Annotated in this window: 14 protein-coding genes; 1 reads left to right on the forward strand and 13 read right to left on the reverse strand. The window is 38.9% G+C overall.

What is annotated here, in order from left to right; all coding sequences use genetic code 11:
- Window positions 1–83: 83 nt before the first annotated feature.
- The 7 genes from IGK77_RS11910 to IGK77_RS11940 are packed head-to-tail and all read right to left on the reverse strand — an operon-like array spanning window position 84 to window position 8,322.
- Window positions 84–1,802, reverse strand: coding sequence for a phospho-sugar mutase (locus IGK77_RS11910; protein ID WP_074799810.1), 1,719 nt, complete (start codon window positions 1,800–1,802; stop codon window positions 84–86).
- The gene (locus IGK77_RS11915) at window positions 1,799–2,866 is read right to left on the reverse strand and encodes a BtaManbiosPhlase (protein ID WP_074799809.1); all 1,068 of its coding nucleotides are present in this window, start codon (window positions 2,864–2,866) and stop codon (window positions 1,799–1,801) included. Before IGK77_RS11915 ends, IGK77_RS11910 begins: the two co-directional genes overlap by 4 nt.
- 12 nt (window positions 2,867–2,878) lie before the next feature.
- On the reverse strand, window positions 2,879–3,832 hold the full coding sequence (locus IGK77_RS11920; RefSeq protein ID WP_438713208.1) for a DUF1861 family protein: 954 nt from the start codon (window positions 3,830–3,832) through the stop codon (window positions 2,879–2,881).
- Window positions 3,787–5,292, reverse strand: a complete 1,506-nt coding sequence (locus tag IGK77_RS11925) for an alpha-amylase family glycosyl hydrolase (RefSeq protein WP_438713209.1) — start codon at window positions 5,290–5,292, stop codon at window positions 3,787–3,789. Before IGK77_RS11925 ends, IGK77_RS11920 begins: the two co-directional genes overlap by 46 nt.
- A 12-nt stretch (window positions 5,293–5,304) precedes the next feature.
- Complete coding sequence (locus tag IGK77_RS11930; RefSeq protein ID WP_074799807.1) at window positions 5,305–6,141, reverse strand: carbohydrate ABC transporter permease; 837 nt, start codon at window positions 6,139–6,141, stop codon at window positions 5,305–5,307.
- The gene (locus IGK77_RS11935) at window positions 6,128–7,003 is read right to left on the reverse strand and encodes a carbohydrate ABC transporter permease (RefSeq protein ID WP_065097084.1); all 876 of its coding nucleotides are present in this window, start codon (window positions 7,001–7,003) and stop codon (window positions 6,128–6,130) included. Before IGK77_RS11935 ends, IGK77_RS11930 begins: the two co-directional genes overlap by 14 nt.
- Complete coding sequence (locus IGK77_RS11940) at window positions 7,003–8,322, reverse strand: ABC transporter substrate-binding protein (protein WP_074799806.1); 1,320 nt, start codon at window positions 8,320–8,322, stop codon at window positions 7,003–7,005. Before IGK77_RS11940 ends, IGK77_RS11935 begins: the two co-directional genes overlap by 1 nt.
- A gap of 182 nt (window positions 8,323–8,504) precedes the next feature.
- Between IGK77_RS11940 and IGK77_RS11945 the strand changes: the two genes are divergently transcribed.
- The gene (locus IGK77_RS11945) at window positions 8,505–9,497 is read left to right on the forward strand and encodes a LacI family DNA-binding transcriptional regulator (protein ID WP_074799805.1); all 993 of its coding nucleotides are present in this window, start codon (window positions 8,505–8,507) and stop codon (window positions 9,495–9,497) included.
- A 103-nt stretch (window positions 9,498–9,600) separates the two neighbouring features.
- Here the strand turns inward: IGK77_RS11945 and IGK77_RS11950 are convergent, their stop codons facing one another.
- The 6 genes from IGK77_RS11950 to IGK77_RS11975 all read right to left on the reverse strand — a co-directional run bounded on the left by IGK77_RS11950 (window position 9,601) and on the right by IGK77_RS11975 (window position 16,331).
- Window positions 9,601–11,874 carry a DGQHR domain-containing protein gene (locus IGK77_RS11950; protein ID WP_438713210.1) on the reverse strand — a complete coding sequence of 758 codons (2,274 nt, stop codon included), beginning with the start codon at window positions 11,872–11,874 and terminating at the stop codon, window positions 9,601–9,603.
- 2 nt (window positions 11,875–11,876) lie between these two features.
- Entirely contained in the window at window positions 11,877–12,704 is an 828-nt protein-coding gene (locus IGK77_RS11955; RefSeq protein ID WP_065097080.1) for a DNA adenine methylase, read from the reverse strand.
- Between the two features lie 334 nt (window positions 12,705–13,038).
- Window positions 13,039–13,821 carry an ABC transporter ATP-binding protein gene (locus IGK77_RS11960; protein WP_074799803.1) on the reverse strand — a complete coding sequence of 261 codons (783 nt, stop codon included), beginning with the start codon at window positions 13,819–13,821 and terminating at the stop codon, window positions 13,039–13,041.
- Between the two features lie 13 nt (window positions 13,822–13,834).
- Window positions 13,835–14,359 carry an ATP:cob(I)alamin adenosyltransferase gene (locus tag IGK77_RS11965; protein ID WP_074799802.1) on the reverse strand — a complete coding sequence of 175 codons (525 nt, stop codon included), beginning with the start codon at window positions 14,357–14,359 and terminating at the stop codon, window positions 13,835–13,837.
- 12 nt (window positions 14,360–14,371) lie between these two features.
- Window positions 14,372–15,370: a FecCD family ABC transporter permease gene (locus tag IGK77_RS11970; RefSeq protein ID WP_074799940.1), complete on the reverse strand. Its 999-nt coding sequence runs from the start codon at window positions 15,368–15,370 to the stop codon at window positions 14,372–14,374.
- On the reverse strand, window positions 15,363–16,331 hold the full coding sequence (locus IGK77_RS11975; protein WP_074799943.1) for an ABC transporter substrate-binding protein: 969 nt from the start codon (window positions 16,329–16,331) through the stop codon (window positions 15,363–15,365). Before IGK77_RS11975 ends, IGK77_RS11970 begins: the two co-directional genes overlap by 8 nt.
- Between the last annotated feature and the right edge of the window lie 149 nt (window positions 16,332–16,480).

Genomic DNA, 16,480 nt, shown 5'->3' on the forward strand with positions numbered 1-16,480 from the left:
ATATTTAAAGTCACTTAATTCTTTCTACAAAAAAAACCAAGCGACTCTTCCGTTCAGAAGTCTAGCTTGGCTTTTCGTATTGTTTATAAATTATCCAATAGTTTCTGAAATTCCTTCTGCAAGCGAAGCAATTTCTCTTGTGCAGAAGGTTGAGATTTATCCTTCACTGAATAATAAATCTTAAACTTCGGTTCTGTACCTGATGGTCGTAGACAGAACCATGAACCATCTATGAATATATACTTCAAGACATTGGAAGTGGGTAGGTCAATCGTAGATGATTGTTGATTTGGCGTCGTTCTTAGTGAAGTAGCGTAATCTTCTGTACAGGAAAGCACAAACTCTCCTAAGTGCGAAAATGATTGTTCTCTCAGACGATCCAGTCGTTGGTTCATTTGGATGATTCCATTTTTTCCGGAAAAAATCTGTGTTTCCAAATGTTCTTCATAGTAGCCGTATTCTTCATACAGTTCATGTAAGCGATCAATCAAATCGTGCCCTGATAAATGACGGTCTAACGCTGCTTCTGCTAATAATACCGCCGCTTGGATCGCATCTTTGTCTCTAACAAAAGGGGCGATCAGATAGCCATAACTTTCTTCGTACCCAAACAAAAAATCTTTCCCTTTTTGTTCTTCTGCTTGTTGGATTTGTTCCCCGATAAATTTGAACCCAGTCAACGTATTTCTCGTTTCGATCCCATGTGCTTGAGCAATTCTTGCACCTAGTTCCGAAGTGACGATCGTTTTGGCTATAAAGAAGTTCGTCAAGGATTGTTGGTTCTGTTGTTTGCTTCGAATCAAGTAGTCCAGCAATAAAGCCCCGATTTGATTCCCTGTAAGGAATACTGGTTCTCCGTCTTTCAAAACCACGACACCTAAACGATCTGCATCTGGGTCCGTTGCTAATATCAACTGTGCCTCCTGTTTCTTTGCTTCTGTTAATGCCAGCGCAAAAGCCTCTTTATCTTCCGGATTAGGTGACGCTACTGTTGAAAAATCTGGATCAGGCAACGCTTGCTCTTTTATGACGTGGAGATTAGCAAATCCTAGTTGCTCAAATGCTTTTTGCATAAGAATATTTCCAGCTCCATGTAATGGCGTATAGATCATGTTAAGTTGCGAGCCAAATCGTCGGATGTTTTCTTTATTTTGAATGACTGCCGTCAACTGTTCTAAATAAAGAGTGTCGACTTCTTCACCAAAAAGATGAATCCGCTGAGCCTCTCTATAAACAGACAACGCGTCTGCTTCAATCGACAACTCATTGGGTCCATGTGCTAAAAGTTCTGTCAGTCTCTCTGCTGTTTCTAAAGTGATCTGCCCACCGTCTGGTCCATAAACTTTAAATCCGTTGTATTCTTTTGGATTGTGACTAGCCGTGATCATCACTCCGGCATACGCTTGATAATGGCGAACAAGAAAAGACAATTGCGGTGTTGGACGTAAACAATCAGATAAATATACCTTGACCTCTTGACTGGCTAATACTCGCGCCGTCCATTCAGCAAATTCCTTTGAGCCATGACGGTTATCAAATGCGATCACTACGCCTTGTTGGCTTGCATTTTTTTCACGAATATAAGTAGCTAAACCAAAAGCAACGCGTTTGATCGTGTAACTGTTCAACCGATTCGTACCGACTCCGAGTTCCCCGCGCATCCCACCTGTGCCAAAGGACAAGTACTGATAAAAGCGATCTTCGATTTCTTGCGAGTCAGAAAGAGCCGATAATTGCTCTTTCATCGCTTCTTCTAAAGATCCTTCATTTAGCCATTCTTGATATTTTTGTTGCCAGCTCATGGACGTTCTTCTTTCATTTGATCTAAAATCTCATTGATCGAAAGGGTACAACCAGCCATTGATGTATCAGCTACACCGTAATACATCGTCAACTGATCGCCATCAAGTAATCCCCCACAGCCAAAGACAACATCCCCAAAGAAACCATTCTTTTCATAATCCGCTTCTGGTTCCATGATTGGCTGATGACTGCGCGCGATCACTTTGGTTGGATCTTCTAAATCTAAAAGTGCGGCTCCCATACAATAGCGATGTTGTGCGGTTGCGCCATGATAGATGATCAACCAACCTTGTTCCGTTTTGATAGGCACTAGACCGCCGCCGATCCGACCGCTATCCCACGTATTTTCTCGAACACCTAACAGATGATGGTGGTTCCCCCAACTCACTAAATCTGGTGAAGACGCAATCCAGATATCATAATTCCCAATACTTTTTAGCGACGGACGGTGTAACGCATAGTACTTCCCATTGATTTGTTCTGGAAAAATCAACACATCTTTATTTTCTGGCGCAAATATGTTGCCTAGATCTTCATAGGACTTGAAATCCTTCGTTGAAACTAAAGAATCACAAACACCCATCGGTGAGACAGAACTAAAATTGACGTAGTAGGTATCGCCAATTTGCATACAACGCGCATCTTCTATGCCGTACGTTTGGTATTCATTAAACGGGTACAAGAACGCATCTTCGCCGATCGTAAAATGATGTCCATCTTTACTCCGGGCAATCCGAATATAAGACAAAGAAGTCAAATATTCAAAGCGATCTAATTGATCTTTTTTACGGATCATTCGTGGATCTTCAAAATCATAACTTTCATCGTCACGATCAAAAGATATGATTTCCATCGTTTGAGTTGCTGGATCATAAACAGGCGCTTTGATCACCTTTGGATCTTCCGAGATTGGTCGTTCTGCAACTCTTAATAAGAGTAAGACTTCTCCTTGATAGTACGCAACACCCCCATTGAATGCACCAATCACTTCATATCCGTCGTGTAACGGTTTGATATCTTCCGGTGTAATCAATGGATTTTCATTAAAACGGTCTATTTTCATCTGTATTTACCTCTACTTAAATGGATTTTCGATTTTTAATTTTTGCGCGCCTGCATCACTGATCCCGGCATATAAAACACCATGCTCAGAAGACAGGTCCAATCCTCCGCTAAAGACCACATCCACAAGATCAGGGCGTTTCGCCGGTCCTTTAGCAAAATCTTTTCTTTCCGCAAGGATGCGCACATCCTTCATTGCATGGTTTCTGCGATCAAAAGAAAAACACATCGCATAATAATGGCGATCACCTTGCTCATCAAAATTCGCAATATGGCCTAAAACCCAAATCACTCCATCAATCTCAAAAATTTCATTGGCACCGCCCCATTCTTCCTCAGAAAATTGATTCGCTAACAATGGCGCTTCTTCGATTTTTTGGATCGATAGATCAGCCAACTGATCGATCAGACAAGCACCAATCTTGCCACGACCGCCTTTTTCTCCTTGTGGACGTGTCATGACTAAAATTTCACCAGTTGACAATTGCTTCAACCGTAAGTCTTTCATTCCCCATGGTCCTTCAAATAAGTGGTGGGCAGTTGCTGTATCTTCTAAGTGATAAAAAATGGTCCGCCATTGCGCCTGTCCTTCTGGCAAGAAAACAACTTCCACCCCACCTAAAATCACTTTCCCGTCGATCACCGTATAAAAAGGATCTTGTAATGGTAATTCGATGCCATCAGAAATCTTTGCCCACGTATTTTTAGCTGTTTCTCTAAACAAGTAGACGGTAGAATCTTCGCTCTCTCTAGCTTCCACACGCCCAGCTAATACGACTTCTCCCGCTAACTCAAAAGGTGCAGTAATGTTATAGACATCCTTCGTCCCCACACCTGTAAATGTCAAAAATTCCGCTTTTTTCATTTGTTCAGGCTTATTTTTTCGATAATCTTCAATTAAATTTTTTATTTTGATCATTGCTATTCCTTTCCAATCCAACAGCTTTTTGATGGCACGTTGACCCATTTACGATCCTCACTAAGCATCCCTTTGCCATAAATCGTTTGAACGTTTTCTGAGATATTCTGTTCTACAGATGACTCCCTAAAATTCAGCACTACGGATAAATGCTCTACTTGATACCGTATACATCCTTTTTCCAACTGAATATTCGTAACTTCTTGAAAAGGCCCCTCCGCTTTACGCAAACGAATCAATTCTTGATAGACAGAAGAAATCAGTTCCCCTTCTGGATTTTTTGGGCTCGTCCCGATCCACCCAAGTCGTTGACTTTCTCCCCAAGGAATCATCCCCCTGGAACGGTCGCGATTCACTTCATTGGCGGCTGAAAGTGCCTGTCGTATTTCTACAAAGAGACATTGTTCATGGTATTTATTCTTCGCTTGGATGTCGCGAATCTCTGAAATATGGGTCGGATAAAAATCGCTTACCCCTTGTTCTTCTCCTTGAAATAAGAAAGGCACACCCCGATTGATCAACAGAAAGACAGACAACAATTCATACGTCTCACGATCTTCTTGTGCCAACCGGTTCCACGAACGACTCATATCGTGACTATTAAAGAATAAAGTTGGAAGATGTTTACGTGCATTCATCTCTTGAAATTCGTGGGTCAATGTCGTTAGATCCAACGTTTCAATACTTCCTAAATTAAAGTTGAACGCCGTATCGAAGCATGCTTCCTCCACATAACTTGAAATCACCGATAACTGATCCGAACTGATCTCAGCCACTGTAAAAATATTCGGATCGACTGTTTTGAGCCATTGATTCATTTCTTTAAGAACTGGCATCACTCCAGGCTGATTGACATCATAAAGATGCACCTGTTTCCCCTCTTCATCCCTAGGATTATCTGTAAAAGTATCACTCACCGTTAGATTATTGATCACATCAAAACGAAACCCATCCACACCCATGTCCAGCCAAAAAGACAAGACATCATAGATCGCCTGCTTCACTTCAGGATTCTGCCAGTTCAGATCCGCCTGTTCTTCTGCAAAACTGTGATAATAATACTGATTGGTTCGGCGATCCATCTTCCAAGCACTGCCACCAAAAAAGCTTTCCCAATTATTCGACTGGTCTCGCCAAATATACCAATCACGTTTTGCACTCGCTTGGCTCGCACTGGATTCGATAAACCACGGATGTGCCGTTGATGTGTGATTCAAAACCACATCAATAATGACTTTTATCGATAATGCATGTGCTTCTTCCAAAAGTGATCGAAAGTTTTCCAAACACCCATATTGCGGATCAACCGCACAATAATCCGAAACATCATACCCATTATCGACTCTTGGCGAAGGATAAAATGGTGTGAGCCATAAGGCATCGATGCCACATTCTTTTAGGTAAGGCAACTTTCCTCTAACACCATCGATATCCCCCATCCCGTCGCCATTACTATCTGCAAAAGAAGCGAGATAGATTTCATAAAAAACTGCATTTTTCCACCACATTGTTCTGTCCTCTTACTTCAATGTAAATTGCATACCATCTTGGAATCGTTTTGAGAAAATCAAAAACAAAACGATCAATGGTAAAGTCAACAATACTGACGCCGCATACATCGGTCCTGGAAACGTGCCATACGGGCCGAACATTTGCGAAATCAAGACATTCAACGTCACTGTACTATCACTTTTCGATACGATCATATCCCACAATAAATTCGTCCAACGATCCGTAAATAAGAACAAGAAAATCACCGTCGTAATCGATTTGGACATCGGTAAAACGACTTTGAACAAGACTTGCATCTCCGTCGCACCATCTAACTTCGCCGCTTCAATCAATGTATTGGGAATCGCTTTGAAAAAGTTCGTATACATAAAAATCGCCCATAAACTGATCGCTGTAGGAATAATCATTCCTGCATATGAATCCAGTAACCCCACTCTCGTCACCATTAAAAACTGAGGGATCAGTAAAATGATTGCTGGGAAAAACATTTGGAAAAGTATAAAATTGTTTACTAATTTTTTCCCTTTAAACTCGATCTTTGCCAACGCATAACCGACCATCAAAGCAAACAACATCATTAAAACAGTTGCTACCGTCGCCACGATCGTCGTATTGACAAAAGCCCCCAACCACGGAACATCCGCAGAAGTCGGTGAACCTCCGAAAAGCCACGTCCAAGAACGTAAACTAAAATCTGTCGGGATAATGCGACGATCCACTTGATCCCAAACTGCAAAAGAATGCATGACTAAGTACACAAAAGGAAACGTCATGATCAGCATCACGAGGGTGGTTACAAGATAAAGAATCGTATTTTTGCCTTTTGTCCGTTTATGACCAACCATTTTTCTCCCCCCATTTTTCTAATAGTTTACGAATCACACCAATCGAAGCAAACGTCACCACTGAAGCCATTAACGCGACTGCTGAAGCATACCCCGAGCGAAGATTGACAAATGCTTGATTATAGATTTCCATTTGCCACGTATTCGTAGCAAAATTCGGCCCGCCACCAGTCAATTGATACACTTCCGTAAAGATCCCAAAACTAATCCCCACAGCAAGCACCGTCACTGTAAAAAATGCAGGATAAAGCATGGGAAACGTGATCTTCCAAAAACGCGTCCATGCACTTGCGCCATCGATCGCCGCAGCCTCATAGACTTCTTTATTGATATTTCCCAAACCAGAAATCAAGATCAACCCATAATAGCCAGACATCTTCCAAGCAATCATCAGTGAAACAATAAAAATCGACGTCTGAGGATTACCCAACCAATCAATATCCCAACCCATTCTCGTACGTAAAAACGTATTAAAAGGGCCATTGTACGAAAGCAATCCTTTCACGATCAATGAGGTCACGACCCCACTCGAAAGATAAGGTAAGAAGAACGCTACCATGTACAAGCCTTTAAACTTAGGCAAACTATTCACTAGCAACGCAATCGTCATCGATAAAATCAAAGCCATCGGAACAAAGACCAGTAGAAATTTATAGGTCACCACAAATGCTGCTCGAATCGCCGGACTATGAAACGCATCAATAAAATTTTTGAAACCAACAAATTCAACCGTTGGTGAAATCATATTCCAACTTGTCAGCGCTAACCAAAACGACCATAAAAGCGGTAATAAAAAGAAGATGACAGTAAAAATCAGGTATGGGCTGGTAAATAACCAGCCCAACTTTGTATTTTTGTTCATTATTGAAGCGCCCCTTCGACCGCTGATTTGGCATCTGCTGTTGCAGTTTTCGCATCCTTTTCTCCACGAATCACTGGTACCCACGCTTGTTCACCAAAAGCTTGTTGAATCTCATTGAATTTTTCATTATCCATTGCCGGGACAGCAAACGGAACATTTTCTGCGTATACTTTCATCGCTGGATTCTCTTCAAAGTATGCAGCAAAAATTTCATTTTCTTTCGCATCGTCTCTCGCAGGGATCAATGACGTCATTTCTAGTAACTTCATGTCATGTTCATCATCCGAATAAACAAATTCTAAGAACGCCATCGCAGCTGCCTGTTCTTCTTCTGTCGCTTGCGCATACATCACGATCCCTTTCGCATCTGCGTAAGTCGAAACTTCTTCCACATCTGCTAAAGCATCAGGCACAACAGGTGTCGTCACTGTGTAGTTTTCACCAAACGTCAACTCAGGATATTTTTCGTCCCAATTCGGGAATGTCCACGGACCAAGATCAGTCATGATACTATCCCCATTTTCAAACGGATCAGTCGCTTCCCCTGTTCGCAAAACATTCGCATCTGCTAATTGACTCATCAACTCAAATACATTCGTCATTGCAGCCTCATCCACAGAAAACTTCTCATTTTCTACAAAACTGCCACCTTCACTCGCCGCATTGTACAACGGAAAGAAATCAAACCAACGCATCCAAGCTGTTGGGTCAGACAAGTCTCTTTTCGCCCATAATGCTTTATCTGTTTCCTGAACCTTTTCTACAACCTCTAACAATTCAGAATACGTTTTTGGAACCTCAGAAAAGCCAAGTTCTTCTAGTAAATCAATGCGCCAACCAAATAAAATCGGGTTTGAATACACTGGTAATACATATTGACTATCGTCAGAAAATTTCCAGCTTTCAATCGTTTGATTCATATGTCTTGCTTCCACGATCGAATCAAATCCATTTTGTTGATTCAATGGTAAGATCGCTTCACTGGCCGCCAATTGTGCCGCAAAACTACGGTTCACATTTTCAGACAACGTCGGTGCTGTATTCGATGCAATTGCACTTTGGATCGTCGCTTCAGAAGATGGACTTTCTTTCATCTGGGTCACTTCGACTGTGATCTCGTCATTTTGTGCTTCGAATTCTGTCGCCATTTCTTGCCAATATCTCAATTGCGTCGGATTAGGTGCCGCCCAAAAAGTGATTTTCGTTTTCCCATCATCTGAGCCGGAATCCCCACTCGTTGATTGATTGCCACAGCCCGCAAGTAAAACAGTTCCTGCTAATACAGTCGTAAGTCCCAAAAATATTTTCTTCATCTTCATGAATCTTCCTCCTTGGTTTGTAAACGGTTTCTTATAACTGCGCCAATCATACCATCCGTAATTACGTTTGTCAACATTACGTAATTAACATTACAAAGTTACATTTGTAATCTTTATAGGTGATTATTTTAGATGTACTATGTTATAATCAATGTAAACATTACGAGAAATTAGGTGAACTTATGAAAAAAGCTTCGATGCAAGACATCGCTGATGCACTAGGAATCTCTAAAAATTCCGTTTCGCAAGCACTACGAAACAAACCAGGCGTCAGCCAGCAAACCAAACAATTAGTAAAAAATAAAGCCGACGAATTAGGCTATCGTTACCAGACCGTCACAGAAGACACCACCATGAGCTTTCTTTTGATGGCAACCGAATTTGCCTTTTCCCAAACAAGTTTCTTCGGCGAAATCGTGAAAAGCGCAGAATCTGCCGCACAACGCGCACATATCAAATTAGACACGTATACCTTAACCGATGAAATACTACAACAAATGATCCTGCCAGAACACATCAATGAATATGACGGTATTTTAGTGCTTTCTCATAGTAACAATGACTACATAAAACAAGTGATTGCTACAGGAATCCCCGTAACTTTGATTGATCATCACGATCCAGAATTACTCGCGGATGCCATTTTGTCCAAAAATACCGACGGCACGTTCCAAGCCATTTCATTACTCATTGCGAATGGCATGAAACGAATCGGCTTCATCGGCGACACCTCCTTTTCGCCAAGCTACCTCGAACGCCACCGGGGCTACCATCGCGCCTTGGCAGAACACGGCATCTCACAAGAGCCAGAAATCGAGATCACCGAAATCGAGGAGTCCCAAGGCGCTTTGTTCAGTCGCTTAAAAAGCATCGAGCAAATGCCCGACGCTTGGTTTTGTGTCAATTCCGGATTAGCCTTCATGCTCAACAGCTATCTCCAATCCGCTGGCTATACAATACCAGATGACATCAGTATCATTTGTTTTGACGAAACAGAATTCACACGCATGGCGATCCCACGCTTGACCAACGTTGCCACCAACTTGGAATTCATGGGCCAACTCGCCATCCGAACCTTGTTACATCGTATCAATCATCCAGACGAACCGATCATCCATCAACAGATCGTACCGGAGTTGAATATTTGGGGGTCGGTGAGGATAGTGGATAAATGAAGGAACCGCTGGACAGCTAGAGGGAAAGGGGCTGTTCAGCGGTTTTCTATTGTTTTTTAATAGAACAACAATATGAATATCTAATTTTATAAATCTGATAGTATTAAAAACCTAATTGTCTATATTTATTGCCTTGTAATAGCCATGTATGAATTTTTTCTAAAAATTGAAACTCTTCCTCTGTGACTGAGTACTGATGAAACTGCTCATTTCTAATTCTAGATATTTTCTCCATCCATTTGGTTTTATCTGTTTTTTTTCCGGATTTCTTCTTATCTTCTGGCAAAGTGTAATCTTTTTCAAAAATATTTTGCCAGTTATTTAGAACAATTTCTCTATAATTAATAAAATTGAGACAGTCCCAAGGTGAAACTTCTTCTCCAGATTTCTTGTCGTAATTTTTTTCCACTGCTAGAGAATTTGCATCCTGATATACTTTCTTTGGTAATCCTTTTTTAAACCAGACATCGCCAAATTCATTCTTAAGCTTTTCTTTGCAATCTCCCTTTATATATAATTCTATATCCCGTATCATATTATAGGAAGCATCATTATATCTCATATCATTTTCTTCCCAGTATTTATTCATTCCCTCAGGACAAAAACTTTCACATCTTTTATTTATTTCCTTCTGTAGTGTTCGCCAGTACTTGATTTTTCCCCCTCCACCATAATTTTTTTTTATTTTTTTTCTTTCATCTAGAGTAACAGATTTATAATAATCGATTAAATAGTCTAAATAGTCGAACACCAAGTTAAGATTTTCTTTTTTTTGAATCTGATCTAAATTTATGAGACTTCTCGCCATTAAATCATTAGTTATATCATCAATAATACGTATCAAACTATATATTCCAGGATTAGTTACAATAAACATCTTATCTTTCTCAGTAGTTTCCCAATTATCTCCAACTTGAGATTTTACGTACCACAAACACTCCTTTAAATAATTAAAAACTATGTCTGAAGTTTCTTTATTACTCTCTTTATCCAAAGTACCAATACTAATTAATTCATTATTTCTACTGTATTCTCCAAAAAAAGAACAATCATCTAATGCATTTTTTATAGAGTCAATGGTGATTGAACAATAGTCTGTTCTTGAATTTTCACCAACTAAAATTCGATCATACAAAGAAGAGCTTCTATCGTCGCCTAACCTATGAGCAATCACTAATTTTAATGCTGTTTTTCTTTCATTTAAGGAATTAGATTCCCAAAGAAGATCAGAATTTAAAGTATTTCTTAGATTTTTAGATACAGATTTTTGATTTTCATTTATATCCATAAATAGCTTAATTTGTTCTTTTCTATTAAGGTTTTCAAATGCCACCACAGGAATTGAATTAGACTCTGAAAAAGTCAGATTAGAATAGCCATATAATCTATGTTGACCATCAATAATATAAGCAGATCGATATAATTGTGGAAGATGTAATATCCCTATCTTTGATATTGATTCTTCAACTTGATTCCCACTCATATCAAATCTTAGTTTTTTCCCATTTGTGTCTAAATTAATTATTAATGAATTAGGAAAGAAACCACCCTCAGAAATAAATTCTCTAATTGCCTTGATTCGATCCTTTTTTATAAGTCTTTGATAAGTAGGCATCATGTCTTTGTTGGCATTATTCCTATGTAACACGTATGCAATTTTCAACAACTTCTCTGGCTCAATCGAAAAAGAATAGTACTTATGTCCACCCATTCTTCCTTCTATAGCCGGTATTTTATTATCCATGCTTTGTATTTTTTGTCCAGAGAAAAGAAGACCTAGGAATTGATATCTCGATGCTTTACCTAAGTGAGTGGATAGACCTTTATAGTATAAAAACGTTTCTTCATCGAAATAAGTTATTCCATATTTTTCCATAAAATAAGTATCTTGATCTGGTAGTATATAATTTTGTGTGGCAAAAATAAATGCACATTTTTTCTTTTTTTCTGGAAAATTACCTCTCCCCCACTTAATCAAGGAGGACTTATGCTCATTAATTTGCTTTATCTCATTTAATAAACTTTTCTTATTCTGCTTTTTATCACTAAAATTAGTAAAAATAAATAATAGTGTTTCATCATCAGAAGACACTATATCTACCTCTAGCCCATCAATATTTATTGAGGTTTTACTGATTTCATTGAATCCCATATCGTAAAATAGTAGCCATAACTTATTAATAAACAACTCTTGTTTAAGCTTACTTCTTTTTAAACGAGATGTTTTTTTGAAATTCCTATCAATAATCCATCCCTCCTCCACGAAAGAAGCTACATCTGGTAGCGGAACACTCTTAGTATTAAACTCTCTTTTTCTTTCTCTTTTTTCTACTAATAATTCTTCCTTTGTTAATATCGAGAAATCTTTTCCAGTCATGCTCAACTCTCCTTTATATTAGTAAAGACATACTCCTTGATCTTGCCTCTATTTGCATTTTTACCACCAATCAAGCTTGCTCTTGTCAGAGGATATGTAAGATCATCTTTATTATTAAATATTTCATACACTTTCTCATGAGCAGCGTTCGTTAGAATATAATAAGCTTCTTTCTTTTTTATCAAATTGATCAATTCGTTTAACCGATATTGATCTTCTAAAGAAAATAACTTTTGGTTGTAACTAATAAATCCATTATGATTATGTGAAACTGTATACGGTGGGTCCAGTATAACTAAATCATTTTTTTGAATCTTATTACTAATGGACATAAAATCATTAGTTTCCAAAATTGCTCCATTCAACAGTTTACTAACTCTTAAAATATTATCTTCTTCAATTATGTAATTAGCTCTGTAACCATACGGTACATTATATCCGCCATCTCTATTCACTCGGTATATTCCATTAAAAGATGTTTTATTTAAGTAAATAAACTTCGCAGCAGATAAAATTTCATCATTAAAATTTTGTTCTCTCATTTTATAATAAAAATCTTTTGTGTTCTCATATTTTTTCAATTCCTCTATTACAGCGTTTGGTTCGTTTCTTATTACACAATAAGTATTCATTAATTCCTCATTCAAATCAGATAAAAAAATTTGTTTTTTTGGTTGAATGGCCAGAAAAATGGAAGCGCCTCCTAAAAAAGGTTCGAAGTAGTTATTGAAATGCAAATCTCCGACAATTGTATCCAAGTGTTTTTTCAGCCAGCTTTTTCCTCCGGCCCATCTCAAAAATGGTTTAACATTATGTATTTCTGAATTCATAAACTTCTCCTTTGTATATCAATAAAAAAACATCCCTTACATCATATTATAATATAATAATACCATATTATTGGATTTTTAAAACTAATAATATATATAGATAAATACTTATAAGAAGGGTTTATATCGTCAAATAATAATTAAATAACGAATATTAAAATCCAGGTGTGTCAAAGAAAATAAATAACTAATAACTGAAAATATAAATAAAGTTATTCCAATAATGAATATACTCAAATAAATACAAAGTTTGATCTATTATAATCGTTATATAAAATAAGAAATCCTGAGATTTAATACAATTAATCTCAGGATTTCTATAATTATTAGTAATTTACAATAACCCTTCCCCCAACTTCTCCCAAATCTCACTCTGTTCCTGAAAATGCTTCACTAGATCTACATCAAAGATATCTTTAAGTAGTTTTCTTGAAGCTGTTTCCAAAAATGGGCCCTGTTTGATGACTTGGCCTGCTTTCATGAACAAGACTTGGTCGCTTAAAGAAAGGGCTAAGCGGATATCGTGGAAGACTCCAATGATTGTTTTGTCTTGGTTCTTGCCCCAGTCTTTTAAATAGCCGATGAGTTCGAGTTGGTGCTTGATATCGAGATGGTTATTGGGTTCGTCTAGTAATAAGATATCTGGGTCTTGGGCTAGTACTTTAGCTAGGAAGACGCGTTGCTTTTGGCCACCGGAAAGTTGATTGACGGGGTGGTCTTTCAATTCCAACAAATTGGTTAGTGTCAGGCACTCCATGACTTTTTCTCGGTCTTCTGCTGTGGTGACTGACCATAGTCCTTGTTTGATGTGCGTATATCGCCCCATCATGACGGTTTCATAGACGGTGTAATCAAAGGCAATAGTTGAAAACTGGCTGAGTAAAGCAACTTTGCGTGCAGCTTCTTTGCGCTTCATCGTGCGGACTTCTTTTCCATCGATCGTGATCGATCCTTCGTAGGAAAGGATGCCCGCAATTGATTTCAATACGGTCGTCTTGCCACAGCCGTTAGGTCCTAGGATACATAGGTTCTCACCTTTGTTCAGCTCGAAGGAGACTTCTTTGATGATTTTTACTGAGCCATAGCCAGCTGTGACTTGCGATAGCTTCAAGGTCATCACTTTTCCTCCTTTAGCGGTAATTTCTGCTGACAAAAGGAATTTCTGCTACGTCGTCTTCTCGGTTGAATTTCAGCGCAACCATGAAGAAATAACCCGACAATAAATTGAAAAAGTCTAGCAAACCTGAATCGACTTTTTTCCCTTGATAAAGATGGCGGTACAACAAACGAACGATTACTTTACAATCGACACGCAAGATATGAGCCAACGCACCTCGTTCACTTCCTTGAGGTAAGAAGAATGGTCCTCTTTGGTTTGTTCTTTCCGCATTCAATTCATCGACACGACTCTTTAACCAGTCGATTTCTTCTTGCGTGATCGTCATTTTTGTACGTACGCACGCATTGGCATGGTAAACCAATTCACCGATTTTCTCTAACTCTTCGTAAAAAGGAGAATCTTCACCCTTTGCGCGTAATAGCCCGATTTCTGAAGATAAACGATCGGTGTGTAATTCATAATCGCAGCGTAAATCATCTGCATCGTCTGCTAAAAATGGATAAGCCTCATAAGGGCTTCGATAAATATCTTTCATAGTTGTAAACACTCACTTTCGTTTGAAATAAACATAGGCAAAAAAGGGCGCACCAATCAATGCTGTGACAGCGCCTATTGGTATTTCTTGGGGAGATAATAGCGTTCGAGAAATCGTATCGCCGACGACCATCATACTGCCACCTAACAGTGCTGCTCCTGGAATGACCCACCGATGGCTGGCGCCGAAGTAACGGCGGATGACGTGAGGGGCAATCAAGTCAACAAATCCGATCACACCGACAAATGAAACCGCACTTCCTGCAAGCAAAGCCGCAAGGACCATCACCCATAGCTTGATCGTTCGGACATCTACACCAGAGATTAGCGCCTCTTCTTCACCTAAAGATAACACATCTAAACTTCTAGCAGAGAACCAAAGAGTGATTGTTCCAATCAGTAAAATGGGTAAAAAGATTTGGATTTTTGCCCAAGTACTTCCTGAAAAGCTACCCATTTGCCAGAAGACTAACTGTTGTAAATGGTCTTTGAACAATGCTGTGACGATCGTTAACATCGCGCCCACAAATAAAGTCATGACCATTCCCACTAAAATAACTGTTTGATTCGATAATTGCTGATCCAATCTTTGGCTCATCATCAAAACAATAAAAACAGTTGCTAAACCAAAAATAAAGCCTGTCAGAGGTAATGTAAAATTCGGGAACAATGGCAAAGTGATCCCTGAGACAATAATCAACGCAGCGCCAAGTGATGCCCCTGATGACACACCTAGCGTATAGGCAGAAGCCAATGGATTGCCTAAAAGGGATTGCATGACTGTTCCACTCACAGCCAACGCAGCACCTACAAGAAACGCCAAGACCACTCTCGGCAGGCGAACCTGCCAAAGAATGGTGACGATCGTTGCATCTAGCTGTTTGTCTCCTCTTGAAAATAATGCTTGGATCAAGGTATCAAAAGGAATGGATACACTTCCGATTTTGATCCCAAAGAATACTACGATGATACTTAAGACAACTGCTATCAGCAACCGACTTTGTTTATTCATTTTCCAACGATTTGTATTCATCAGGGTAGATTGCTAAAGCCATTTCTTTTAAAGCTTTTGTCATGTGATGGTTAGGTAAAGAACTCGCAGCGTTATCGATATAGTATACCGCTTCATTTTTCACCGCTGGCACATCTTTCCAACTTTCACGATCCAAGATTTCTTGTACTGCATCATCCAAGTAATTCACGTTTGTCAAAATCACGTCTGGCTTGCTAGCAATCGCAGCTTCTTCTGTTACTGGAATCCAGCTTTCTTGATCTGCAAATACATTTTCTGCACCGACGAGTTCGATCATTTCATTTAAGTAAACGCCTTTACCAAAGCTGTAGATTTCAGGTAATGCACTAATTTCAAATAATACTTTTTTCTTATCTGTAATCGTTTCACCAATTTCTTTGATTTCATCGATTTCTTTGTTCATTGTATCGACTAATTCTTGTCCTTTTTCATGCTCTTTTAAAGTGTCAGCGATAAATTGGACATCTAAAGCAATATCTTCAATGGTATTACTAGTTGGAATATTTACGACAGTAATTCCTGCATCTTTTACTTGTGACCAAACGTTTTCAGAGCCATGTAGACTAATATCTGAAACATAGATCACTTGTGGGTTCAATGAAATCAATGTTTCTGCATCCACAGCCATCATATCGATTTGTGGCAACTCATCGATATCTTTCGTCATTGCTGGGCTTTGTGTGTCAACAGCTACTAATTGATCTTTACGTCCTAGATCATCGATCACTTGTGTTACTGAAGGTACTAGAGAAACCATCTTATCTACTTCTTCTGGAATCTCGATTTCTTCGCCACCACGATCTTTTGTTGGTAGAGCAACTTCTGAAGCTGTTGTTGTTTCTGCTGTTCCGCTTGTTTGATTATTATTATTTGTACAAGCACTTAACCCAAAGACTACGCTCAATCCCAACACAGCAACTAATTTCGATAATTTTTTCATCATCTATTCCCACTTTCCTTGACTCATTTTTACTTTTCCCAGTGATCACTTTGTTTACGATAGCCCTTTCATTTCCGTACTCTTACCAAACAACTTTTTTTTTAAAAGTAAATAAAAACTGCCTTTCCTTTTACAAGAGAAGACAGTTT

Origin of the sequence: Enterococcus sp. DIV0806c (assembly GCF_051710905.1) — a bacterium.
GTDB classification, from domain to species: Bacteria; Bacillota; Bacilli; order Lactobacillales; family Enterococcaceae; genus Enterococcus_B; species Enterococcus_B mundtii.

What these genes read in the sequence shown, in the direction of transcription:
- IGK77_RS11910 (WP_074799810.1), bottom strand. Translation starts at nt 1,802, where the DNA reads ATGAGCTGGCAACAAAAATATCAAGAATGGCTAAATGAAGGATCTTTA.
- IGK77_RS11915 (WP_074799809.1), bottom strand. Translation starts at nt 2,866, where the DNA reads ATGAAAATAGACCGTTTTAATGAAAATCCATTGATTACACCGGAAGAT.
- IGK77_RS11920 (WP_438713208.1), bottom strand. Translation starts at nt 3,832, where the DNA reads ATGGGTCAACGTGCCATCAAAAAGCTGTTGGATTGGAAAGGAATAGCA.
- IGK77_RS11925 (WP_438713209.1), bottom strand. Translation starts at nt 5,292, where the DNA reads ATGTGGTGGAAAAATGCAGTTTTTTATGAAATCTATCTCGCTTCTTTT.
- IGK77_RS11930 (WP_074799807.1), bottom strand. Translation starts at nt 6,141, where the DNA reads ATGGTTGGTCATAAACGGACAAAAGGCAAAAATACGATTCTTTATCTT.
- IGK77_RS11935 (WP_065097084.1), bottom strand. Translation starts at nt 7,003, where the DNA reads ATGAACAAAAATACAAAGTTGGGCTGGTTATTTACCAGCCCATACCTG.
- IGK77_RS11940 (WP_074799806.1), bottom strand. Translation starts at nt 8,322, where the DNA reads ATGAAGATGAAGAAAATATTTTTGGGACTTACGACTGTATTAGCAGGA.
- IGK77_RS11945 (WP_074799805.1), top strand. Translation starts at nt 8,505, where the DNA reads ATGAAAAAAGCTTCGATGCAAGACATCGCTGATGCACTAGGAATCTCT.
- IGK77_RS11950 (WP_438713210.1), bottom strand. Translation starts at nt 11,874, where the DNA reads ATGACTGGAAAAGATTTCTCGATATTAACAAAGGAAGAATTATTAGTA.
- IGK77_RS11955 (WP_065097080.1), bottom strand. Translation starts at nt 12,704, where the DNA reads ATGAATTCAGAAATACATAATGTTAAACCATTTTTGAGATGGGCCGGA.
- IGK77_RS11960 (WP_074799803.1), bottom strand. Translation starts at nt 13,821, where the DNA reads ATGACCTTGAAGCTATCGCAAGTCACAGCTGGCTATGGCTCAGTAAAA.
- IGK77_RS11965 (WP_074799802.1), bottom strand. Translation starts at nt 14,359, where the DNA reads ATGAAAGATATTTATCGAAGCCCTTATGAGGCTTATCCATTTTTAGCA.
- IGK77_RS11970 (WP_074799940.1), bottom strand. Translation starts at nt 15,370, where the DNA reads ATGAATAAACAAAGTCGGTTGCTGATAGCAGTTGTCTTAAGTATCATC.
- IGK77_RS11975 (WP_074799943.1), bottom strand. Translation starts at nt 16,331, where the DNA reads ATGAAAAAATTATCGAAATTAGTTGCTGTGTTGGGATTGAGCGTAGTC.